A 23,265-nucleotide genomic window follows, 5' to 3' on the forward strand; every position below is an offset into this window, starting at 1 on the left:
TGAACCAGCCTAGTCCTGCCGGCGGTCCCCCCGGCCTTCGTAGTAGGCGCGCTTGGCGTCATACATGCGGCTGTCGGCAACCTTCACGACGTCGCTCAGGCGCTCGCCCTGCAGGCAGGTGGCCGCGCCAATCGAGAAGCTCAGTCCGGTGCCCGGATAGAACTGGTTGTTCAGCTCCACGACCTGTTCGATCTGCTCGACCACGGTGGCCGCGCCGCGCTCGTCGCGGCCGGGCAGCAGCACCATGAATTCATCTCCGCCGGTGCGGGCCACGCAGGCCTGTTCGCCCACGGCCTTCTTCAGGACTTCGCCGGTGCGCCGCAGCAGCGCGTCGCCGTCGCCATGCCCGAACTGGTCGTTGACCGTTTTCAGCCCGTTCAGATCGACGGCGATGACGCTGACCGGCCACGGGCCCTTGCGGCCCAGGCGTGCGAGTTCGTCTTCGTAGAAGGCGCGGTTGTAGAGCTTGGTCAGCACGTCGTGCTTGCCCAGGAACTCCACATAGGCTTCGGCCTTCTTGCGGGCCGTGATGTCGGTGAGCGACACCAGCACCTGGTCCCAGTCCTGTTCGCAGCCCGGGAACACCGACCATTGCATGAAGACGTCGACGGAGCGGCCGTCCAGCGCGTAGTTGATGACCTCGCGCTGTTGCCAGAGCTTTTCGTGCCACAGGTCGACCAGCTGCTCGGCAAAGTGAATGCGCATGTCGTCGCGGAACACATCGCCCAGGCGCGAGAGCAGGATTTCCTTGGAGGCCGCGCCGAACATCTGCAACGTCTGCTGGTTGACGTCCAGCACGCGGATTTCCTGCATGCAGCGCGACACGAAATCCGGATGCACGTTGAGGAAGGTGCGGAAATCCGTGATGCCAGCCGCGCGGACTTCGTCGAGCAGCATCTTCACGGCGCTGAAATCTTCGACCCAGAGCGACACCGGCGAATGCTCGAACAGGCCCAGCGCGTATTGCTCGCTGCGGCGCAGGTTGCGCTCGGTACGCACGCGCGCGGTGATGTCCTCGATCGACAGCAGCACGCGTTCCCAGTCGGCCTCATGGCCGGGCATGACGGTGGCTTCCAGGCGGATATCGAGGCGCTCGCCGTCGAGGGTGTAGTTCACGGTCTGGCTGGCGAAACGGTTCCCGCCATCCCAGAGCTGGCCGAGTTCTTCGACATGCTGGTCGAACATGTCGTCGCGGAAGACGGTGTCGAGATTGCCGACGAGGTCGGCGAGATCGGCGGCGCGAAACAGCTCCAGCGTGCGCCGGTTCACCGCGATCACGCGGATCCGCGACGAGCATTGCGCCACTTCGTCCGGGTTGGCCCGCAGGTAGGCCCGCAAGTCCGTCACCCCTTCGGCGCGCAGCCGCTCGAAGTGCTCGCGCACGGCGCTGAAGTCTTCCAGCCAGAGCGAGACCGGCGCCAGTTGAAACAGGTTCTGGTAGTCGTCGTCGACGCGCGACACCGCGGATGCACTGCGCAAGGCCATTCTCCCTTCTTCTTGTTGTCCCGATGATCGGCAGGGTGCAGCGGCAATGGCCAACGGTCCCGGACTCGCCAGGGACCGGTCGGCCAAGCCAGCGGCAAGGATAGGCCAGCGCAAACGAAAAAGGGGAACGGTGTTGCAAAAAGGGGAGTACCGCACGCGGTGGCGCGGCGATGGCTATGCCGCGAGCCGGTGAACGACCGACGCCACGGTGCCGAGCGCGCGCTCCAGTTGCGCCGAGCGGGGCGTGCCACAGTTGATGCGCACAAAGCCATCGCAGCGCGGGGAGTTGGAGAACATCAGGCCCGGTGCCACGTAGACGCCTTCGCGCAAGGCCTGCTGGAACACGGCTTCGGATGACACGCCTTCCGGCAGTTCGACCCACAGATGGAAGCCGCCGCGCGGCAGCGTCAACCGTGTGCCGGCAGGGAAGGTCGCGGCGATTACCTGCGCCGTCCACTCGCGCTGCTGGCGCAGCGCCAGGCGCAGCCGGCGCAGGTGGCGCTCATACGCGCCCGTCGCCATGAATTCGGCCACGACCGCCTGAGACAGCATTTCGTTGGGGCGCGACAGCGCGAACTTCAGCATTTCCACGCGTGCATGCCATTTGCCTCCGGCGATCCAGCCGAGCCGTACGCCGGGCGCCAGCGTCTTGTGTACCGACGAGCAGTAGATCACGTTGCCGGTGCGATCCCATGCCTTCGCGGCGGCCAGCGGCGTGTCGAGGTCGGCGGTTGCGGACAGGCAGTCGTCCTCGATCAGCGGCACGCCGTGGTTCTCGCACCATTGCACCAGCCGGATCTTGTGGGCGTTGGGCATGACCGAACCGAGCGGGTTCTGCAGGTTGGGCATGGCGACCACGGCGCGGATGTTGTCGTAGGTGCGCACGGCCAGTTCCAGTGCTTCCATCGAGAGGCCGGTCTGCGCGCTGCAGGGGATCTCCAGCGCGCGCATGCCCAGGCTTTCCAGGATCTGCAGCAGGCCGTAGTAGGTGGGCGATTCCACCGCAATCACGTCGCCCGGTCCGGCCACGGCGCGCAGCGCCAGTTGCAGCGCTTCGGTGCAGCCGTGGGTGATGAGTACCTCGTCCGGCGATAGCGTGAAGCGGCTGCGCAGTGCCAGCCGGGCCAGCGCCGCGCGCAAGGCCGGGTGGCCGCGCGGCACGGCAGCTTCGCCAAAGAGCGTGGCGTCGCGCCGCAGGATACGCCCGGCCGCCTGCTGGAGCGCTGCGAGCGGGTACAGCGACGGCGCGCCGCGGGCGCCGCCCAGGCTGAAGGTGGACGGGTCCTGCTGGCTGCGCGCGAGCACGGACGAGATGCGCTGGTGCATGCCGATGTACTGGGCCGGATCGGGCAGCGTCGCCGCCGGCTCGGTGATCGGCGCAAGGCGCAGGGGCGTGGTTGCTCGCACGAAGTAGCCCGAGCGCGGGCGCGCTTCCACCAGGCCGTCGCTCTCGAGCTGCCGGCATGCCTGCAGCGCGGTCGACAGGCTCACGTCATGAGCGGTCATCAACGCCCGCACCGACGGCATGCGGCGCCCCGGCGCCAGCGAGCCCGCATGGATGGCGTGGCGGTAGTGATCTGCGAGCTGCTGGTAGAGCGGGGCGGATTCCATACGGCATGATCGCCCCGCTGGCGGGGGCGCGAACAGATACAGAAGGTGGGGTTCTGCATCGTAACAGAGCAAGAAAAACTGCACTGTTGTGGTACCGGGCCGGTATCGCTGTGGCTGTGTGGGATGAACGGGCGCCGATACGCTGGGTGCCTGTCCGAATCACGCCAGGAGCCGCTCATGCCAGCCTCGATCCCCACACCGATTTCTCCGATCCGCTATGCGCTCGGGCCCGGTCAGGCCCTCAGGCGTCACGCCTCGCGCGGCACTGTCATCCACGTGGCGGAGGGCCATGTCGAGGTGGCGCTGCCGCCGCAATGGGCTGCTGTCGGCACACTGGGCCTGCGTCACCGGCTCAGTCCCGGAGGAGTGCTTGTGCTCGGCGAGCGCGGCTGGCTGACGGTATCGGCCACCGGCGCGGCCGAGGTGATGTGGCGGGAGCCCGCGCCGGGACGCTGGCAACGCGCCTGTCGTGGATTGGCCGGATGGCTGCGCCGGCGCGCCTGGGCGGCCACCACCGGCCCCTTCAAGGCGGAAACCCGATAGAATGGCGCACCCGGCCGGCCTTGCCCGGCCGGTTGCCCTTTTCTGGTCCGCTCCTGATGCCCCGTGGCACGGATAGCGCGGCCGTTCCGGCTACGACTGTGGCCGCATCCTCGCAGGTTTCCATGCTCCGCCTTTCCGAACTCAAGCTCTCCCTCGAACACACCGAAGACGATCTCGACCACGCCGTGCGCGGGGCGCTGGCGCAGATCGGCGTGAAGGGCGACGGGCTTGTGCAATACACCGTGTTCCGCCGCGCGCACGACGCGCGCAAGCGCTCCGACATCAAGCTCACCTACATCATCGACATCGAGGTGAAGGACGAGCCCGCCGCCATCAAGCGCATGGCCGGCAAGCCCAACTGGAGCGTGACGCCCGACATGGCGTACCACTTCGTTGCGCAGGCGCCGCAGGGCGGCAATGCCGGCAATACGCCGCGTCCGGTAGTGATCGGCATGGGGCCGTGCGGCCTGCTGGCCGGTCTGCTCCTGGCGCAGATGGGCTTCCGCCCGATCATCCTGGAACGTGGCAAGGAAGTGCGCGAGCGCACCCGCGACACCTTCGGCCTGTGGCGCAAGAGCGTGCTTAACCCGGAGTCGAACGTGCAGTTCGGCGAAGGCGGTGCGGGCACGTTCTCGGATGGCAAGCTGTACAGCCAGATCAAGGATCCGAAGCATTACGGCCGCAAGGTGCTCAACGAGTTCGTGCGTGCCGGCGCGCCGGAAGACATCCTGTACAAGGCGCGTCCGCACATCGGCACGTTCCGGCTGGTGAGCATGGTCGAGAAGATGCGCGCCGAGATCCGCGAGCTGGGCGGCGAGGTCCGCTTCGAGACCCGCGTCGATGATCTCGATATCGATCAGGGCAAGCTGCGTGGCCTGAAACTGTCCACGGGCGAGTACCTGGCCGCAGAGCACGTCATCCTCGCGGTGGGGCACAGCGCGCGCGACACCTTCGAGGTGCTGCACAAGCGTGGCGTGTTCATGGAGGCCAAGCCGTTCTCGCTCGGCTTCCGCATCGAGCATCCGCAGGGACTGATCAACCGCAGCCGCTTCGGCAAGTTCGCCGGCAACAAGCTGCTCGGCGCGGCCGACTACAAGGTGGTGCACCACTGCAGCAACGGCCGTTCGGTGTACAGCTTCTGCATGTGCCCGGGCGGCACCGTGGTGGCCGCCGCCTCGGAGCCGGGCCGCGTGGTGACCAATGGCATGAGCCAGTACAAGCGCGCGGAGCGCAACGCGAACGCGGGCATCGTGGTGGGCATCACGCCGCAGGATTACCCCGGCGGTCCGCTGGCCGGCGTCGAGTTCCAGCGCAAGTGGGAAGAGCGCGCCTTTGAACTGGGCGGACGCAACTACAACGCGCCGGGCCAGCTGGTGGGCGACTTCATCGCGCGCCGGGCATCGACTTCGCTCGGTTCGGTCGAGCCGTCCTACAAGCCGGGTGTGACCCCGACCGACCTCAGCACCGCGCTGCCCGACTACGTTATCGACGCCATTCGCGAAGCGCTGCCGGAACTCGACAAGAAGATTGCCGGCTTTGCCATGCACGATGCGGTGCTGACGGGCGTGGAAACGCGCACGTCGTCGCCGCTGCGCATTGAGCGCAAGGCGGACTATCAGAGCGTGAATGTGGAAGGCCTGTATCCGGCCGGCGAGGGCGCCGGCTATGCGGGCGGGATCTACTCGGCCGCGATCGACGGCATCGAAGTGGCCGAGGCCGTGGCGCTGGCCATCGTCAACGGGCGCTGATCAGCGCGCGGCGAGCCACTGCGCCGCGCCCTGGCCAGCGGTGCGGCCGCTCGCGAAGCACGCTGTCAGCAGGTAGCCGCCGGTCGGGGCTTCCCAATCCAGCATCTCGCCCGCGCAGAACACGCCGGGCAGCGCGTCCAGCATCAGGCTGGCGTTCATCGCTTCAAAACGCACGCCGCCCGCGCAGCTGATGACCTCGTCGATCGGCCGTGCGCGCAACAGGCGCAGCGGCAGTGCCTTGATCGATGCCGCCAGCGTCGCGGTGTCCTGCATGGCTTCCTTCGACAGGCACTCGCGCAGCAGGCTGGCTTTCACACCGGTAATGCCAAGCCGGCTCTGCAGGTGGCTTGACAGCGAGCGCGAGCCACGCGGGTGCGATACCTCGGCCAGCACGCGCTGCGCATCATGATCGGGCAGCAGGTCCAGGTAGACGATGGCTTCGCCGTCGCGCTCGATCCGGTCGCGGATGGGCGCGGACAGCGCGTACACCAGGCTGCCTTCGATGCCGGCCGCGCTGATCACGAACTCGCCCTGGCGATAGTGCGCGTTGCCCTGCGTATCGGTCACCGCCAGCGCAACGGGCTTGACCGGATGGCCGGCATGGCGCTCGGAAAACATCGTGCTCCAGCTGGCATCGAAACCGCAGTTCGCCGGCCGCAGCGCGGCGATATCCACGCCATGGCGGGCGAGCAACGGCACCCACGCGCCATCGGAGCCAAGCCGTGCCCAGCTGGCGCCGCCCAGCGCCAGGAGCACGGCATCGGCGCGCACTTGCTGCTCGCCTTGCGGCGTGGCAAAGCGCAGCGCGCGCGCCGCATCGTCAGTCCAGCCGAGCCAGCGGTGTCGCATATGGAAGTGCACGCCGGCTTCACGCAGCCGGTGCAGCCACGCGCGCAGCAGCGGGGCAGCCTTCATGTCGGTGGGAAAGACGCGGCCGGAGCTGCCGACGAAGGTCTCGATACCCAGTTCGTGTACCCAGTCGCACAAGGCTTGCGCGCCAAAGTCCGCCAGCATCGGCGTGATTTGCGCGGTGCGTTCGCCGTAGCGCGACAGGAATGCCGGTTCCGGTTCGGCATGCGTGAGGTTCATGCCGCTCTTGCCAGCCATCAGGAATTTGCGTCCCACCGATGCCATGGCATCAAATACGTGTACCTGGACGCCACGTGCAGCCAGTACCTCGGCCGCCATCAGCCCCGCGGGACCGCCGCCAATCACCGCGGCTTCAACCGGCAGGATGGTGGGCGTGGCGGCAAGCGTATCGGTGGGCGGCATGGCAAGGCGGGAATGAATGGCAGGGGCGTGCTACGCCGCGGATTATAGAGCCTGCGGCAGCGCTAAAATGGTGCTTTGTCCCGGTCTTGCCGCCATGCCGTCTTCCGTCACCGATCAAGATGCCGTCATTGCCGCCACGCGCCACTGGCTGGCGCGCGCGGTCATCGGGCTCAATCTCTGCCCGTTTGCCAAGAGCGTGTATGTGAAGGAGCAGGTCCGCTACGTGGTCTGCGAAGCTACCGAAGCCCCCGACGTGCTCGACGTGCTGGAGCGCGAGCTGACGCTCCTGGCGGAGACCGACCCCGCACAGGTCGACACCACGCTGCTGATCATGCCCCGTGCGGTGCCCGACTTTCTCGACTTCAACGACCTGCTGTTCTTCGCCGAGCGCCTGCTCAAAAGCCTGCGCCTGGAAGGCATGCTGCAGATCGCGAGCTTCCACCCGCAGTACCAGTTCGAAGGGACGGAGCCGGACGATATCGAGAACTACACCAACCGCGCGCCGTATCCGATCCTGCATCTGCTGCGCGAGGACAGCATTGCCCGCGCCGCCGCGGCGTTTCCCGACGCGGCCGATATCTACGAGCGCAACATGGAGACCATGCGCCGCCTGGGCCATGAAGGTTGGCAGCGCTGGATGGACGGTGACGACGCCGGCGACGATGGCGCGGCGCCGCGCCAGGCGGACGCTTAGTTCGTCGCCGGCTCGGGTGCGGCGAAGAACCGCTCGCGCATTTCTTCAAGCCCCAGCGTGGCGAGCACGTTGTCCAGCCGCTCGGCGGGACGGCGGCGCGGCAAGTCCTTGAACTGGGCGATGATCAGCTCGTTCTTCATTGAGTGTTCCCAGCCGACCAGTTCGGTCACGCTGACCTGGTAGCCGTGCGCCTCCAGCTGCAGGCAGCGCAGCACATTGGTCACCTGGCTGCCGAATTCACGCGTGTGCAGCGGATGGCGCCAGATCTCGGTCAGCGGGTTGCCGGCCAGCAGGCGTCCCTTGTTCTTGCGCAGCACGCTCGCGACCTCGGCCTGGCAGCACGGCACCAGCACGATGTGCCGGGCACGCTTGGCCAGCGCGAAGCGAATGGCGTCGTCGGTGGCCGTGTTGCAGGCGTGCAGCGCCGTGACCACGTCGACCGTCTCTGGCAGCGCCGGCGAGGTGATGGAGTCGGCCACCGACAGGTTCAGGAACGACATGCCTGGAAATCCAAGGCGCGTGGCCAGTGCCTGCGAGTTCTGCACCAGTTCTTCACGCGTTTCGATGCCGAAAATGTGCGACTGGTCGTGCAGGCTCTTGAAGAACAGGTCGTACAGGATAAAGCCCAGGTACGACTTGCCGGCGCCGTGGTCGACCAGCGTGACGGCATCGCGCTCGGACTTGACCTCCTGCAGCAGCGGTTCGATGAACTGGAACAGGTGGTAGACCTGCTTGAGCTTGCGCCGGCTGTCCTGGTTCATCTTGCCGTCGCGCGTCAGGATATGGAGCTCCTTGAGCAGCTCGATCGACTGGCCGGGACGGATTTCGTGGGTATTTGCCATGACTGCGGGGATTCGGGAGGCGGCGGACGCCTCGGAAGCCAACAGTTTACCGAAAACGCAGCGCCCGTCTGCCATACCATCCGGGACGTCAATGGAAGCCCCGATTTGCCCTGCCTCAAGTTTTGTCTCCAGATGCCGTAGGTATTCGATTGACAACAAGCGGACGTGCGCTCGAGCGCACCGGCCCGGACTGACTGTGCCTGGATCAGGTGCAGCGCGTGGGCGCCGCTGTACAAAGCGAATTTGGGGGACTCATGAGTCACGAGTCGGGTTTGCGCCTGGAGCTCAGTGAGCCGGGCGAGCAGGTGCGCGCACGCTACGTACCCGAGACGGGCCGGTTGCCTCCGGACCACACCGCGTTCCGGGAATGCCTGGCCAGCCATGGCTGGGAGCAGGCGCGGCTGGACCCGCGCGCCATTGCGAAATTCCTCGGCCAGTGCCAGCAAGCCGATCGCGAGATCGATGCCACGGTCGGCGCGCTGATCGACGGTGCGTTCGAACTCGACATCAGCGACGATCGCCTGTCCGTGCGCCTGACGCTGATGCGGCCCGAAGGCGGCCGCGCCGTGACCGGGGTGGAAATCCGGCGTGCCGTCGCCGAACGGGGCGTGACGGCCCAGGTCCAGTCGCTGGTCCTGGAAGCCACCCTTGCGGAGGGTGCCTGCGAACTGCGCGAGATCGCGGCGGGCATCGCCCCGCGGCAAGGCCAGCCGGCGCGCTTCGTTAACTTGCTGCAACCCCGCAAGCCCGCGCAGGCCGACGACGACGCCCCCATGGACCTGCGCGAACTCGGCAACCTGATGCTGGTCAGCCCCGGCACGCCGCTGATGCGCCGCGTTCCGGCCGAGCCCGGCAGCGACGGCGTTGATGTTTTTGGCAAGGCGCTGGCCGCCGACCCCGTCGAAGACACGCCGTTTGCCGAAGGACTGACCGGTGCCGCGGCCGATCCCAACGATCCCGACCTGCTGATCGCCGTCCTCGCTGGCTCGCCGGTGGTGGGCATGCACGGCATCGCGGTCAGCCCGGTGGTGCAGGTGGAATCCGTCGACCTGCACTCGGGCAATGTGGCGTTCGATGGCACGCTGCGGGTGTCGGGCGACATCCGCACCGGCATGTCGGTGAAGGTTACCGGCGACGTGGTCGTGGACGGCGTCATCGAAGCCGCGACGATCGAGGCGGGCGGCAGCATCGTGGTCAAGGGCGGCATCATCGGCAAGGCCGAGACCGGACACGGACATGCGGACCCGGGCGGCACCATCAGCCGCGCCAGCGTGCGCTGCCAGGGTGCGGTGCAGGCGCGTTTCATCGAAAACGCGGTGGTCGAGGCAGGCACGGAGGTCAACGTCGAAAGCGGCATCCGCCAGAGCGATGTGGCTGCGGGCGAGCGCATCGTCGTGGGCGGGACCAGCGGCACAGGCAGCATCAGCGGCGGCCGCAGCCGTGCGCTGCTGGCGGTGCGTGCGGCGGTGTTCGGCGCGCCCGCGGGCACCGCCACAATCGTGCAGGTCGGCGTGAACCCGTACGCGGATGCCCAGCGCGCGGCGCTCGAGGCTGGGCGCCGGCGTCTGCTCGAGGAGCAGAACAAGGTCAAGCAACTCGTGGCCTTCTTTGCCAAGAACCCGGAACGCGCGGTGGACGACGTGCGCGAAAAGGCGCGGGCCACGCTGTTCAAATCGTCGCGCGACCTGTTCGAGCTCGAGGAGAAGATCGCCAGGCTGGGCGAGCAGATGCAACCCGCGGCGGGGGCGGTGATCGACGCCGCCCGCCGCATTCATGGCGGCGTGACGCTGCAGGTGGGCAACCGCGTGCTCAAGGTGATGGAAGACAAGCCTGGCGCACAGATCCGCCTGATCGATGACCGCATTGCGGTGACCTGAGCGGCATGGCCGCGGCCTGCGGCTGGCGTCCGGCGGAATTTGTACTAAGCTGCAGAGGTGTCCTGGGGTGCCGCAGGATAGGCGATGGCTAGTGTTGGGCAGTGAATGCAGAAGCGGATCAGCAATCCGTGGAAGCGTTACACGGAACCGACTCACGTGGCACTGAATCCCCGAAGGCCAGCGCGCGCGCTGGCCTTTCTGTTACTGCACGCCGCCCGTGCATGCCAAGGAGAACCAGATGAGCAGTAAGCAGGACCTCGACCTGGCGATTTCCCGCGTGCTGAAGGCGCCGCGCGATCTCGTCTGGAAAGCCTGGATCGACCCGAACCACCTGAAGGAATGGTGGTGCCCGAAGCCGTGGACCACCGAAGTCCTCGCTTTCGATTTCGTGCCCGGGGGGGCCTTCCACACGCTGATGCACGGCCCTGGCGGCGAAACCAGCGACAATCCTGGCGTCTTCCTCGACATGGTGCCGCGCTCGCGCATCGTCTGGACCACCGGGCTAGTGGCGCAATGGCGCCCGGCCAACAACCCGTGGCTGCCGATGACCGCCTATATCACCATGGACGACGAGGGCGACGGCACGCGCTACGTGGCCACCGTCCTGCACAAGGACAAGGCGACGCGCGACCAGCATGAGGAGATGGGATTCTTCGAAGGCTGGGGGACTTGCATCGCGCAGCTCGAGGCGTATGCGCAGTCACTGAAATAAGGTTCATCGCGGCGCCGGTGTTGGTTGGCGCAGACAGCAAAAGGCCCCGGAAGCACCGCGCTTCCGGGGCCTTCTTCTTTTCCGCGTGCCGGCGCCCCAGGCGGGGTATTGGCTGCGCGATTGCAATCCACCGGAAGGGGTAGGCATGGCCCGCGCTTGCGCGCCGTCAAGCCGGAGCGATGTTGGGCATGCGCCGCATCGTGCTGTCACGGCCGATCGTGAATACTCGTCGCGGCCCCGCCACCGGGGGTAGGCGGGATGGATCGACTTCGCGCGAGAAGTCGAGGGCAAGGTTGCAACGACACAGACAACCAGCATCATGAGATTGAATCTACCGGTCACCGATCACGAATACCAATTGCCATCGGACGAGGTCATCATCACGAGGACCGATGCGCAGGGCAATATCCAATACGCCAACCAGGCGTTCTTTCGCAGCAGCGGGTATGGGCGTGACGAGGTCATGGGCCAGCCGCAGAACCTCATCCGCCACCCCGATATGCCGGCCGCCGCCTTCGCCGACCTCTGGGCGACGGTCCGTGCCGGTACGCCCTGGACGGGCGTGGTCAAGAACCGGCGCAAGGACGGCGGCTTCTACTGGGTGCTTGCCAACGTCACGCCAGTGTTCAGTGATGGCGAACTTGCCGGCTACCTGTCGGTGAGAACCGCGCCGACGGCGGCGCAGATCGCCGCGGCAACCAGGCTCTATGCCGACCTCAAGCGCGGGGTCCGGTCACGCTGGCGACTCTCCGGTGGCGAGGCATTTCGCAAGGGCGCGGCCGTTGTGGTGCAGCGCCTGTTGCGGCTGCCGGTGGTGGCGCGGCTGCTTGTCGTCCAGTCCGTGCAGGTCGTGCTGATCGCGCTGGCGGCGGCGAGCGCGACGGTGTGGGCGGCACCCCCGGCCATCATCTGGGCGCTGGCTGGCGCGGCGGTGGCCATGTGCGGAGCCGCAGCCTGCTACCTGGCGCTCAATATCCTGCGGCCCGTGATGCGCCTGAACCGCAGCGCGCTGGCGGTGCTGTCCGGCCAGTTGCGGCATCGTTTTCCCGAGTGCGGCGACGCGCAGACGCGCCTGCTCGGCCGTTTCCTGAACCAGATGAATGCGCGGCTGGTGGGCGTGCTGCTCGATACGCGCAACTCGATCGAGAGCGTGTGGCAGTCGTCGGCAGGCCTGGCCAGCGGCAACGCCGACCTGTCGGAGCGCACCGAGCAACAGGCCAGCGCCATCGAGGAAACCACGGCCACGCTGGCGCAGATCACGGAAACCGCGCGGCAGAACGCCAGCGACGCCGAACAGGCCCATCAGCAAGGGCGCCGCACGGCCGAGGCGGCCTCCGCGGCAGCGGGCGGCGTGCGCCGCTCGGCTTCGCTGATGGAGCGGCTGACGACGCAATCGCGCAAGATCGCCGAGATCACGTCCGTGATCGATGACATCGCCATCCAGACCAACCTGCTCGCCCTGAACGCCGCGGTCGAGGCCGCGCGCGCCGGCCAGCATGGTCGCGGCTTTGCCGTGGTGGCGGGAGAGGTGCGGTCTCTGGCCCAGCGCGCCGAAGCGGCCGCGAAGCAGATCAAGGCACTGATCGAAAACTCGCTCGAAGTCGTGCAGGCGAGCAGCGAGGCGGCCATCAGCGCCGGCGGCGAGATGGACCGCGTCGAGCAATCGGTATCGGCGCTGACGCGGACGATTTCGGCCATTGCCAGTGCCAGCCGCGGGCAGAGCGTGGAGATCGAGCAGACCAGCGCGGCGGTCGAGCAGATGACGCAGATCACGCAGATGAACGCGGCACTGGTCGAGGAATCGGCCGCGGCGGCGATGGGGCTGAAGCAGCAGGCGCAGGCGCTGGAGGATGCGGTGAATGTGCTGGCGAGCTAGGTGCTGAGTGCGCACGGAGAAAGCAAGGGGGAACGCCTCCCCCCGCCATGCCTCTTCAACCCTTGGCTGAAGCCGCTGCCTTGGCCCGCGCCGTATGCAATTTGTTGTAGCTGTCGATCACGCGCTGGTGCCTGTCGAGGCCCTCCAGTTTCATGCTGGTGGGTGTCAGGCCAAAGAAGCGCACGCTGCCGTCCACCGAGCCCAGCGCCGCGTCCATCCGCGCGTTGCCATACATCCGGCGGAAATTGACCACGTAGTCGTCCAGTTCCAGGTCGTCGTCGAGCAGCACTTCCAGCACGACATTCAAGGCCTGGTAAAACAATCCGCGCTCGACCGAGTTGTCGTTGTACTGCAGGAAGGCGCCCACCAGCTCGTGCGCCTCTTCGAGTTGATGCAGGGCGAGATGAATGAGCAGCTTCAGCTCGATCACTGTCAGCTGGCCCCAGTCCGTGTTCTCGTCAAATTCGATGCCGATCAACGTGGCGATGTCGGAGTATTCATCGAGCTCATTGCTATCCAGGCGCTCGAGCAGCGCTTCCAGGCTGGCGTCGTCCAGCCGATGCAGGTTCAGGATATCCGCGCGGAACAACAGCGCCTTGTTGGTGTTATCCCAGACCAGGTCATCGACGGGATAAATCTCCGAATAGCCCGGCACCAGGATCCGGCAAGCCACGGCGCCGAGCTGGTCATACACCGCCATGTACACCTCCTTGCCCATGTCTCCGAGAATGCCGAGCAAGGTCGCGGCTTCCTCGGCGTTGGAGTTCTCGCCCTGGCCGGAAAAATCCCATTCGACGAAATCGAAATTCGCTCTGGCGCTGAAGAAGCGCCAAGACACCACACCGCTGGAATCAATGAAATGTTCGACGAAGTTATTTGGCTCGGTCACGGCGTTGCTGACAAAGCTGGGCTGAGGCAAATCGTTCAGGCCTTCAAAACTGCGCCCCTGCAGCAATTCCGTCAGACTCCGTTCCAGCGCCACTTCGAAGCTCGGATGCGCACCGAAGGAAGCAAAGACACCGCCGGTTCGCGGGTTCATCAAGGTGACGCACATCACCGGGTAGGTTCCGCCGAGCGACGCATCCTTCACCAGCACGGGAAAGCCTTGCTCTTCCAGCGCCTGGATGCCAGCCAGAATGCCTGGATATTTCGCCAGCACTTCTTGCGGCACATCCGGCAGTGCCATTTCACCTTCCAGAATTTCGCGCTTTACCGCGCGTTCGAAAATTTCGGACAGGCATTGGACTTGCGCTTCAGCCAGGGTATTGCCAGCGCTCATGCCATTGCTGACGTACAGGTTTTCGACCAGGTTCGACGGGAAATACACCACTTCGCCATCAGACTGCCGCACAAACGGCAGTGAACAAATGCCGCGCTGCGTATTGCCCGAATTGGTGTCGTACAGATGCGATCCACGCAACTCGCCATCGGGGTTGTAGATGGACCGGCAGTATTCATCGAGAATTTCGGCCGGCAACGCATCTTTGCGTCCGGGCTTGAACCAGCGCTCGTTCGGATAATGCACAAACGCCGCATTGGCGATGTCTTCGCCCCAGAACGTGCCGCCATAGAAATGGTTGCAATTGAGGCGTTCGATAAATTCTCCCAGCGCCGATGCCAACGCGCTTTCCTTGGTTGCTCCCTTGCCATTGGTAAAGCACATCGGCGAGTGCGCATCGCGGATATGCAGCGACCACACATTGGGAACGATATTGCGCCACGAAGCGATTTCAATCTTCATGCCCAGGCCCGCCAAAATACCCGACATATTGGCGATGGTTTGCTCCAGTGGCAGATCCTTGCCCGCAATATAGGTGCTGGCGTCAGCAGCCGGCTTCAACGTCAGCAGCGACTGGGCATCGGCATCCAGGTTCTCGACCTCTTCAATCACGAACTCGGGCCCAGCCTGCACCACCTTCTTCACCGTGCAACGATCGATGGAGCGCAAAATGCCCTGGCGGTCTTTCTCGGAAATATCGGTCGGCAACTCGACCTGGATCTTGAAAATCTGCTGGTAACGATTTTCCGGGTCAACAATATTATTCTGCGACAGGCGGATATTATCGGTCGGAATGTTGCGGGTCGCGCAGTACAACTTGACAAAATAAGCCGCGCACAAGGCCGATGAAGCCAGGAAATAATCGAACGGACCAGGTGCCGAGCCGTCTCCTTTATAGCGGATAGGCTGGTCGGCGATTACCGTGAAGTCATCGAACTTGGCTTCAAGACGGAGCTTGTCGAGAAAGTTGACCTTGATTTCCATGGGGTACTCCAAAAACGGTGCTCAATATGATGCGGCCGCTCGCATTCTACCCAGACGGCAACCCGGCCGAAGCAGGCTGCACGCCCGGAGCGCCGGGGGACTGATTTGTCCGGGAGCGTTGGGGGTAAGGATCGCGCGAGGAGGGCGCCTGTGGAGCGGATGAAGCCCCTACACAATGTCCAGAAACAACAAAGCCCAACCGGTGTGGCTGGGCTAAGTGCTTGTTTTGAATGGTGCCGAAGAGAGGAATCGAACCCCCGACCTTCTCATTACGAATGAGCTGCTCTACCGACTGAGCTACTTCGGCAACACGTTCCGTTGAACTGGAACAGCCCGCAATCATAGCAGCGCTCTTACCGCACTGCAAATATTTTTTGTGTCGTGCTGGCTATCCATGACGGGGTGGGGCGGCGCCGGAAAGCAGACAGGGCGCCCGAAGGCGCCCTGTCAGGGGAAGGGTGTGGACGCCCCAGCGTCAGCCTTGCTGCTGGGCCGCCGCTGCTTCGTGGTGATAGCGCGTGACGCGCTCCACTTCGTTCTTCGACCCGAGGATCACCGACACGCGCTGGTGCAGTTTTTCGGGCTGCACGTCCAGGATGCGGATGTCGCCATTGGTGGCGGCGCCACCGGCCTGCTCGACCAGCATTGCCATCGGGTTGGCTTCATACATCAGGCGCAGCTTGCCGGCCTTCTGCGGCTCGCGCTTGTCCCACGGGTACATGAAGACGCCGCCGCGCGTGAGGATGCGGTGCACGTCCGCGACCATCGAGGCGATCCAGCGCATGTTGAAGTTCTTGCCGCGCGGGCCTTCCTCGCCGGCCAGGCATTCGTCGATGTACTTGCGCACCGGCGGGGCCCAGTGGCGCATATTGGACATGTTGATGGCGAATTCCTTGGTGTCCTCGGGAATCTGCACATCGGACTGCGTCAGGATGAAGCTGCCGGCTTCGCGGTCCAGCGTGAATACATGCACGCCGTTGCCGACGGTCAGCACCAGCGTGGTCTGCGGGCCGTACACGGCGTAGCCGGCGGCCACCTGGTGCGTGCCTGGCTGCAGGAAGTCGGCCTCGGTCACGGTCTGGCCCGGCTTGGGCATGTGCAGCACCGAGAAAATGGTGCCGATCGACACGTTGACGTCAATATTGGACGAGCCGTCGAGCGGGTCGAACATCAGCAGGTATTCGCCCTTCGGATAGCGGTTGGGAATCTCGTAGAACGATTCCATTTCTTCCGAGGCCATGGCGGCGAGATGGCCGCCCCATTCGTTGGCGTCGAGTAGCACTTCGTTGGCGATCACGTCCAGCTTCTGCTGGGTTTCGCCCTGCACGTTGCCGGTGCCGGCGGAGCCGAGCACGCCGGCCAGCGCGCCCTTGTTGACGGCGTTGGAAATGGCCTTGCAGGCGCGCGCCACCACTTCGATCAGCAGCCGCAGTTCGGGCTGGATCGTGTTGTGCTTGCGCTGCTCTTCGACCAGGTAGCGGGTCAGGCTGATGCGAGTCATGATGGTTCTCCTTGGATGGCCGCAATTCTACATGTGCCGCGAGGGCCGGCGCCGCGCCGGCGCTGGCCCCGCGAGCGTCAGGCGGCCAGCGACTTGCCGACGATCTCGCGCACGTCGCGCGACAGCGAGGCCGATGCCGACACGCGCTCCAGCTCGGCGCGCATGCGCTCGCGCAAGGCCGGCTCGTACTTCTGCCAGCGGTCCATGACACGCGCCAGGCGCGCCGCGACCTGCGGGTTGATGGTATCGAGCGCCAGCACCTGGTCGGCCCAGAAGCGGTAGCCGGAGCCATCCGCCGCGTGGAACTGCGCGGGGTTGCCCGAGCAGAAGCTGAAGATCAGCGAGCGGGCGCGGTTCGGGTTGCGCAGGTTGAAGGCCGGGTGCTCCATCAGCGCGCGAACCGTGTCGATGGTGCGCTTGCCGGCGTGCGGGCCGACCTCGCCGCGCTGCATGCCCTGCAGCGAGAACCACTTGTCGATGACCAGCGCATCGTCCTCGAAGCGTTCGTAGAAGTCGGCGAGCGCCGCCTCGCGGCCCGGGGCGAAGCTGTTGACCAGCGCCGCCAGCGCGGCAAAGCGGTCGGTCATGTTGTCCGCTTTCAGGTACTGCTCGCCGGCAAGCTGGAGCATGGCGTCGCTGCCGCTCTCGACCAGGTAGCCCAGCGCCAGGTTGCGCAGCGCGCGGCGCGAGGCCGATTCGGCGTCCGGGCTGTACGCGCCGGGCGTGGCGTTGGATTCGTAGGCCGCCAGCCAGTCGGCCTGCAGCGCATGAGCCAGGCCCGCGCGCATGAACTGGCGCGCCTGGTGGATGGCGGCCGGATCGGCCACGCCCATGCGCTCGGCCAGGTAAGCCTCGGCCGGCAGCACCAGCGCCTGCTCGCGGAACGCGGGGCTCAGGCGGTCGTCATTGAGCACGGTGCGCATGGCACTGACCAGCGCCGGGTCGAGCTTCAGGTCGCGGCCGGCCTGCACGTCGGCCACGAGCTGCAGCAGCGCGCGCGTGGCCAGGCGCTGGCCGGCTTCCCAGCGGTTGAACGCATCGCTGTCGTGGGCCAGCAGGAACGTGAGCTGGGCGTCGGAGTATTCGGCATCGACGATCACCGGCGCCGAGAAGTTGCGCAGCAGGGAGGGCAGCGGTGCCGCGGCGCCGCGCGGCAGGTTGATGAAGCGGAAGGTCTGTTCGGCCTGCGTGAAATCCAGCACGCGCGTGGTGCCGCCGGCCGTGGCTTCGCCTTCGAGCTGCAGCGGCAGGTCGTGGCCGTCGGCGCCGAGCAGGCCGATCGCGAACGGAATATGGAAGGGCTGCTTCTCGGGCGAGCCGGCGCGCGTTTCGATGCCGACCTTCGGGCAGCGTTGCGACAGGGTCAGCGTCAGGCTGCCATCGGCGGCGTCCCAGGCCGTGCGCGCGGTGACTACCGGCGTGCCGGCCTGGCTGTACCAGAGGCCAAACTGCGTGAGGTCGCGCCCGTTGGCATCCGCCATCGCGGCGCGGAAATCGTCGCAGGCAACGGCCTGGCCATCGTGGCGCTGGAAGTACAGGTCCATGCCCTGGCGGAAGCCGTCGCGGCCCAGCAGGGTCTGGTACATGCGCACGACCTCGGCGCCTTTTTCGTACACCGTGACGGTGTAGAAGTTGTTGATTTCCTCGTAGCTGTCCGGGCGTACCGGATGCGCCATGGGGCCGGCATCTTCCGGGAATTGCACCTGGCGCAGCACGCGCACGTCTTCGATGCGCTTGACCGCGCGGCCCGATTCCGAGCCCATCATGTCGGCCGAGAACTCCTGGTCGCGGAACACCGTCAGGCCTTCCTTGAGCGAGAGCTGGAACCAGTCGCGGCAGGTCACGCGGTTGCCGGTCCAGTTGTGGAAGTACTCGTGGCCGACCACGGCTTCGATGTTGGCGAAGTCGACATCGGTGGCGGTCTGCGCGTTGGCCAGCACGTACTTCGTGTTGAAGATGTTCAGGCCCTTGTTTTCCATCGCGCCCATGTTGAAGTCGCCGACGGCGACGATCATGAAGCGGTCCAGGTCCAGTTCCAGCCCGAAGCGCCGCTCGTCCCAGCGGATCGCGTGGATCAGCGAATCCATCGCGTGGCGGGTCTTGTCGAGGTCGCGCGCTTCGACCCACACCTGCAGCAGCTTGTCCTTGCCGGATGCCGACTGGATGGTTTCCTCGATGCATTCGAGCTTGCCCGCCACCAGCGCGAACAGGTACGAAGGCTTGCGGAACGGGTCTTCCCACACCGCCTCATGACGGCCGCCCGGCAGTTCGCGTTCGCTGACGAGGTTGCCGTTGGACAGCAGCACCGGACAGGCCGCGCGGTCGGCGCGCAGCGTCACGCGGTAGGTGGCCATCACGTCGGGCCGGTCGAGGAAATACGTGATGCGGCGGAAGCCCTCGGCCTCGCACTGCGTGAAGAAGTTGCCGTTCGAGACATAGAGCCCCGACAGCGAGGTATTGGCCGCCGGCTGGCAGGCCGCGGTGATTTCAAGCGTGCCCTGCGCGGGCAGCCCGGGCAGCGTCAGCGTGCCCGCCTGCTGGGTGGCGTTGGCCACGGGTTTGCCATCCACGCTCACGCCGATCAGTTCGAGGTCTTCGCCGGCCAGCACCAGCGGCGCGTCGGCGGCCGCGCCTGCATGGCGCGTGAAGCGCAGCGTGCTGGTCACGACGGTGCGTTGCGGGTCCAGGTCCAGCACCAGTTCGACGTGGTCGATGGTGAAGGCCGGCGGCGTATAGTCCTTGCGATAGACGGTAACGGGCGTATCGGTGCGCAACATGGGGAATCCTGTCTTCGGAAGACCGTGAAAGCGGGGCGTGCCGGCCTGCGGGGCGCAGCACGGCTCTGAAGTAACCATTGTAGCCAAGGGGTAGGCCGCACTGCTGACGGGAATTCCGGCTCGGCGGCGTGGTCTCAGAGACACGTCAGTCAACAACAAGAGAGGCATCGACATGTGGCAATGGGCAGGCCGTGGCACGGGCGGCCACTGTATTCACGGAAGCGGGATGTGGCGCAGGCTTGCCGTATGGCTCGCGCTGGCAGCCGCCATGGTGGTGACAGGATGTGCTAGCACGGTGGTGACTGATGTCACGGCGTTCCGGCAGCCGGGCTGGCAGAACGATGCGCCGCGCACCTACAGCTTCGAGCACACGGCTGAGCAGGCGGCGCAGCTGGAGCGTCAGACCTACGAGCAGTGGCTGGCCAGTGCGCTGGCCGGGGTCGGCTTCGAGCAGGTGCCCCAGAAGCAGGCGCGCTACCGGGTCAGCATGGAATACAACGCGGCGCCTGGCATGGTGCGCGTGGCGGAAACGGTCTACCCGGACCCTTGGTATGGTCCGTGGGGACCGTACTGGGGGCCGTACGGTGCCTACCGGCCCTGGGGTCCGTGGGGCTGGCCCGGCTACTGGCCGCCGCCCCAGACCGTCGTCCGCGACGTACCGGTGACCTTCGCCACCCTGAGCGTCTATTTCAAGGATGCGGCCACCGGGCAGCGCGTCTATCAGGTAAGCGCCCAGAACCAGACCGAGAACGGCAACCCGGCGGCGATGATGCCGTACCTGATCCGCAGCGCGTTCACCGAGTTTCCGGCCGAGAGCGGCAGGCCCCGGCGCGTAACGTTGCCGGTGGATGAGGGTCCGGCCCAGCCGGCGCCTGCCGACGCAAAAACGGCCCCCAAGTAATGTCGGCGAATCATATACATTGGCGTGCCATTGCATACGGCTGGGTAAAAGCTGTTTTGCTGCGATATTCGGCCGAAAACCCATTTCGCCCCTTGAAAGAGGTGAGTTAACGGCTGCCACCGTGGGCTAGAATAAGCGCTCGATTTTTCCGGCCCACACAACCGAAGCCCGTCAGGATGCTGCCCCTCGCTGCCGGCCATCGTGCCTGCTGCCTAAAGGGTGGAATGCGCACGGGCGCCGGCAGAAGGCCATTTTCCGGACGAGCCAATGAGCAGCAAGACCAGCGGTGACGCACCGCAACATGCCCCGAACAGTCCTGAAGCGCAATTGCGCCTGGCTGCGCTGGAATACCACCGCAGCCCGACCAAGGGCAAGATCCAGGTAACCGCCACCAAGGCGCTGTCCAACCAGCGCGACCTGTCGCTGGCGTACTCGCCGGGCGTGGCCTACGCCTGCGAGGAAATTGCCAAGGATCCGTCGACTGCTGCCGAATACACCTCGCGCGCCAACCTGGTGGCCGTGGTCACCAACGGTACCGCCGTGCTGGGCCTGGGCGACATCGGTCCGCTGGCCGGCAAGCCGGTGATGGAAGGCAAGGGCTGCCTGTTCAAGAAGTTCGCCGGCATCGACGTGTTCGACATCGAGCTCGACGCGCGCGACCCGGACAAGATCGTCGAGATCGTCGCCGCGCTGGAACCCACGCTGGGCGGCGTGAACCTCGAAGACATCAAGGCGCCGGAATGCTTCTACATCGAGCAGAAGCTGCGCGAGCGCATGAACATTCCCGTCTTCCATGATGACCAGCACGGCACGGCCATCATCTCGACCGCGGCGCTGCTCAATGGCCTGAAGGTGGTCGGCAAGGACGTCGCCAAGGTGAAGCTGGCCGTGTCGGGCGCCGGCGCGGCAGCCATCGCCTGCCTGGACACCATGGTGAGCCTGGGCGTGAAGCGCGAGAACATTTCGGTGGTGGACTCGAAGGGCGTGATCTATGTCGGCCGCGACGCCAACATGGAAGCCAACAAGGCCCGCTACGCCCAGGACACCTCGTCCCGCACGCTGGCCGACATCGTCAAGGACGCGGACGTGTTCCTGGGCTGCTCCACCGCCGGCGTGCTGACCGCCGAGATGGTGAAGACCATGGCGGACAAGCCGATCATCCTGGCGCTGGCCAACCCCGAGCCGGAAATCCGCCCGGAAGTGGCCAAGGCCGCGCGCCCGGACTGCATCATCGCCACGGGCCGTTCGGACTATCCGAACCAGGTCAACAACGTGCTGTGCTTCCCGTACATCTTCCGCGGCGCGCTCGATTGCGGCGCGACCAAGATCACGGAAGCGATGAAGCTGGCATGCGTGAAGGCCATCGCCGAGCTGGCCGAAGCGGAACTGAACGACGCGGTTGCCGCGGCCTACGGTGGCCGCGAACTGAAGTTCGGCCCCGACTACATCATCCCGACGCCGTTCGACCAGCGCCTGATCGAGAAGATCGCGCCGGCCGTGGCCAAGGCCGCGGAAGAGTCCGGCGTGGCCACGCGCCCGATCCAGGACCTGGATGCCTATCGCCAGCAGCTGTCGACCTACGTCTACCACACCGGCATGATCATGAAGCCGGTGTTCTCGGCCGCCAAGGCGTCGCCCAAGCGCGTCGCCTATGCCGAGGGCGAGGAAGAGCGCGTGCTGCGCGCGGTGCAGGGCGTGGTCGATGAAGGCCTGGCGCGACCGATCCTGATCGGCCGCCCGCACGTGATCCAGATGCGCATCGAGAAGGCCGGCCTGCGCCTGCGCGCCGGTGTCGACTTCGAGCTGATCAACCCGGAAGACGATCCGCGCTACCGCGCCTACCACGAGGCCTACCACGCGCTGCGCGGCCGTGACGGCGTCACGCCCGACATGGCCAAGGTGGCGCTGCGCCGCTCGAACACGCTGATCGGCACGATGCTGATGCACATGGGCGACGCCGATGCGCTGCTGTGCGGCACGGTGGGCCGTTTCGAGGCACACCTGGAACACGTGCGCGACGTGATCGGCCTGGCCCCGGGCGCCAAGGTGTTTGCCGCGCTGAACGCGCTGATGCTCGAGAAACACACGCTGTTCATCACCGACGCCTTCGTCAATGACGACCCGACCGCTGAGGAACTGGCCGCGATCACGCAACTGGCAGCGGAAGAGATCCGCCGCTTCGGGCTGCATCCGAAGGTGGCGCTGATGTCGCATTCGATGTTCGGTTCGTCGACGCGTCCGTCCGCGCGCAAGATGCGCGAAGCGGCAGAGATCCTGGCGCGTGTGGCGCCTGAACTGGAAGTCGAAGGCGAGATGCAGGGCGACGCCGCGCTGGACGAGGACGTGCGCCGCCACTTCCTGCCGTCGACCAAGCTGGCCGGCAGCGCCAACCTGCTGGTGATGCCGACGCTGGACGCGGCCAATATCGCGTTCAACCTGCTCAAGATGACAGGCGGGCAGGGTGTCACGGTCGGCCCGATCCTGCTGGGCGCGGCCAAGCCAGTGCACATCCTGAACCCGCAGGCGACCACGCGCCGCATCGTCAACATGACCGCCGTCGCTGTCGCCGAGGCTAACGCCAACGCCGTGCGCTAAGCGCTGTCGTCATACAGCCATCCATGCATGAAAAAGGCCGGGTCAACGACCCGGCCTTACTTTTTTGCTGTGGCGCGCCAAAATCGCGCCGCACCGGTTTTATTGCAGCACGTTGTACTGCTCGCGCATGACCACGATGATCGACCTGGCGGCTGCAAGCTGGTTATCCAGGTTCTCGACATACTCCTGCGGAAAATTCACTTCCGCGCTCCAGTTGCAGCCAGTATGGTCCGGCTGGTGCATTCGCACCGCGTGAAGCTCACATTCACCGCATTCGGGGTTGTTATCCAGGCACTGGTTCAGGATGGTCATCAGTTCGGAACGGGTCTTCGCATATCGCCGCATGAGTCACCTGTCTCGCTGTGGTTTTCGTAGTCCGGACAACCAATCTAGGCAGCGTGCCCCCCCGCTTCCAATTGAATCGGCCTATGGAGCAGTGGCTGCCGATCCGCGGGTGCTTGGCAGATAATGCTGCGCCGCAGCATGGCGGCGCTGGCCGAATGTAGGATGTGATGCTGGCGCGGCAACAAAAAAGCCCGCCGGATGGCGGGCTCAGTGCTGCTTTCAG

The 23,265-nt window shown here is 65.7% G+C and carries 16 protein-coding genes and 1 tRNA gene; 8 read left to right on the forward strand and 9 right to left on the reverse strand.

The genetic code is table 11. The features are described from left to right. Positions 1-9: 9 nt before the first annotated feature. The gene (locus AC3FKG_RS06100; RefSeq protein ID WP_488742678.1) at positions 10-1,479 is read right to left on the reverse strand and encodes a sensor domain-containing diguanylate cyclase; all 1,470 of its coding nucleotides are present in this window, start codon (positions 1,477-1,479) and stop codon (positions 10-12) included. A gap of 180 nt (positions 1,480-1,659) precedes the next feature. After that, positions 1,660-3,096 (reverse strand): aminotransferase-like domain-containing protein, encoded by a 1,437-nt coding sequence (locus tag AC3FKG_RS06105; protein WP_488742679.1) that lies wholly within the window; start codon positions 3,094-3,096, stop codon positions 1,660-1,662. A 177-nt stretch (positions 3,097-3,273) separates the two neighbouring features. Between AC3FKG_RS06105 and AC3FKG_RS06110 the strand changes: the two genes are divergently transcribed. Both AC3FKG_RS06110 and AC3FKG_RS06115 read left to right on the forward strand, forming a co-directional pair. Further along, positions 3,274-3,639, forward strand: coding sequence for a hypothetical protein (locus tag AC3FKG_RS06110; protein ID WP_483710861.1), 366 nt, complete (start codon positions 3,274-3,276; stop codon positions 3,637-3,639). Positions 3,640-3,761: 122 nt separating this feature from the next. Beyond that, positions 3,762-5,387: an NAD(P)/FAD-dependent oxidoreductase gene (locus AC3FKG_RS06115; RefSeq protein WP_488742680.1), complete on the forward strand. Its 1,626-nt coding sequence runs from the start codon at positions 3,762-3,764 to the stop codon at positions 5,385-5,387. On the opposite strand, the gene AC3FKG_RS06120 is transcribed toward AC3FKG_RS06115, so the two are convergent. Then, entirely contained in the window at positions 5,388-6,659 is a 1,272-nt protein-coding gene (locus AC3FKG_RS06120) for a TIGR03862 family flavoprotein (protein ID WP_488742681.1), read from the reverse strand. Between the two features lie 94 nt (positions 6,660-6,753). Here AC3FKG_RS06120 and AC3FKG_RS06125 point away from each other — a divergent pair, with 94 nt between their 5' ends. After that, positions 6,754-7,353 (forward strand): DUF1415 domain-containing protein, encoded by a 600-nt coding sequence (locus AC3FKG_RS06125; RefSeq protein ID WP_488742682.1) that lies wholly within the window; start codon positions 6,754-6,756, stop codon positions 7,351-7,353. On the opposite strand, the gene AC3FKG_RS06130 is transcribed toward AC3FKG_RS06125, so the two are convergent. Next, on the reverse strand, positions 7,350-8,195 hold the full coding sequence (locus AC3FKG_RS06130) for a class I SAM-dependent methyltransferase (protein ID WP_483710865.1): 846 nt from the start codon (positions 8,193-8,195) through the stop codon (positions 7,350-7,352). The two genes, AC3FKG_RS06125 and AC3FKG_RS06130, sit on opposite strands and share 4 nt — an antisense overlap. Before the next feature lie 254 nt (positions 8,196-8,449). Between AC3FKG_RS06130 and AC3FKG_RS06135 the strand changes: the two genes are divergently transcribed. The 3 genes from AC3FKG_RS06135 to AC3FKG_RS06145 all read left to right on the forward strand — a co-directional run bounded on the left by AC3FKG_RS06135 (position 8,450) and on the right by AC3FKG_RS06145 (position 12,660). Further along, complete coding sequence (locus AC3FKG_RS06135) at positions 8,450-10,072, forward strand: DUF342 domain-containing protein (protein ID WP_483710866.1); 1,623 nt, start codon at positions 8,450-8,452, stop codon at positions 10,070-10,072. A 238-nt stretch (positions 10,073-10,310) separates the two neighbouring features. Beyond that, positions 10,311-10,784, forward strand: coding sequence for an SRPBCC family protein (locus AC3FKG_RS06140; RefSeq protein WP_488742683.1), 474 nt, complete (start codon positions 10,311-10,313; stop codon positions 10,782-10,784). Between the two features lie 319 nt (positions 10,785-11,103). Further along, complete coding sequence (locus tag AC3FKG_RS06145) at positions 11,104-12,660, forward strand: methyl-accepting chemotaxis protein (protein WP_488742684.1); 1,557 nt, start codon at positions 11,104-11,106, stop codon at positions 12,658-12,660. Between the two features lie 55 nt (positions 12,661-12,715). Here the strand turns inward: AC3FKG_RS06145 and AC3FKG_RS06150 are convergent, their stop codons facing one another. The 4 genes from AC3FKG_RS06150 to pepN all read right to left on the reverse strand — a co-directional run bounded on the left by AC3FKG_RS06150 (position 12,716) and on the right by pepN (position 19,201). Beyond that, the gene (locus AC3FKG_RS06150) at positions 12,716-14,923 is read right to left on the reverse strand and encodes an OsmC domain/YcaO domain-containing protein (RefSeq protein WP_488742685.1); all 2,208 of its coding nucleotides are present in this window, start codon (positions 14,921-14,923) and stop codon (positions 12,716-12,718) included. Positions 14,924-15,154: 231 nt separating this feature from the next. Continuing rightward, positions 15,155-15,230, reverse strand: a tRNA-Thr gene (locus AC3FKG_RS06155). Positions 15,231-15,398: 168 nt separating this feature from the next. Beyond that, positions 15,399-16,424, reverse strand: coding sequence for a class 1 fructose-bisphosphatase (locus tag AC3FKG_RS06160; protein WP_483710870.1), 1,026 nt, complete (start codon positions 16,422-16,424; stop codon positions 15,399-15,401). Between the two features lie 77 nt (positions 16,425-16,501). Beyond that, entirely contained in the window at positions 16,502-19,201 is a 2,700-nt protein-coding gene (pepN, locus tag AC3FKG_RS06165) for an aminopeptidase N (RefSeq protein WP_483710871.1), read from the reverse strand. A 226-nt stretch (positions 19,202-19,427) separates the two neighbouring features. Between pepN and AC3FKG_RS06170 the strand changes: the two genes are divergently transcribed. Continuing rightward, complete coding sequence (locus AC3FKG_RS06170) at positions 19,428-20,102, forward strand: DUF4136 domain-containing protein (RefSeq protein ID WP_483710872.1); 675 nt, start codon at positions 19,428-19,430, stop codon at positions 20,100-20,102. 267 nt (positions 20,103-20,369) lie between these two features. After that, complete coding sequence (locus AC3FKG_RS06175; protein WP_483710873.1) at positions 20,370-22,697, forward strand: NADP-dependent malic enzyme; 2,328 nt, start codon at positions 20,370-20,372, stop codon at positions 22,695-22,697. Positions 22,698-22,796: 99 nt separating this feature from the next. On the opposite strand, the gene AC3FKG_RS06180 is transcribed toward AC3FKG_RS06175, so the two are convergent. Further along, positions 22,797-23,042 carry a hypothetical protein gene (locus AC3FKG_RS06180; RefSeq protein ID WP_483710874.1) on the reverse strand — a complete coding sequence of 82 codons (246 nt, stop codon included), beginning with the start codon at positions 23,040-23,042 and terminating at the stop codon, positions 22,797-22,799. Between the last annotated feature and the right edge of the window lie 223 nt (positions 23,043-23,265).

It is taken from the genome of Cupriavidus sp. 22TCCZM04-2, from assembly GCF_057798895.1.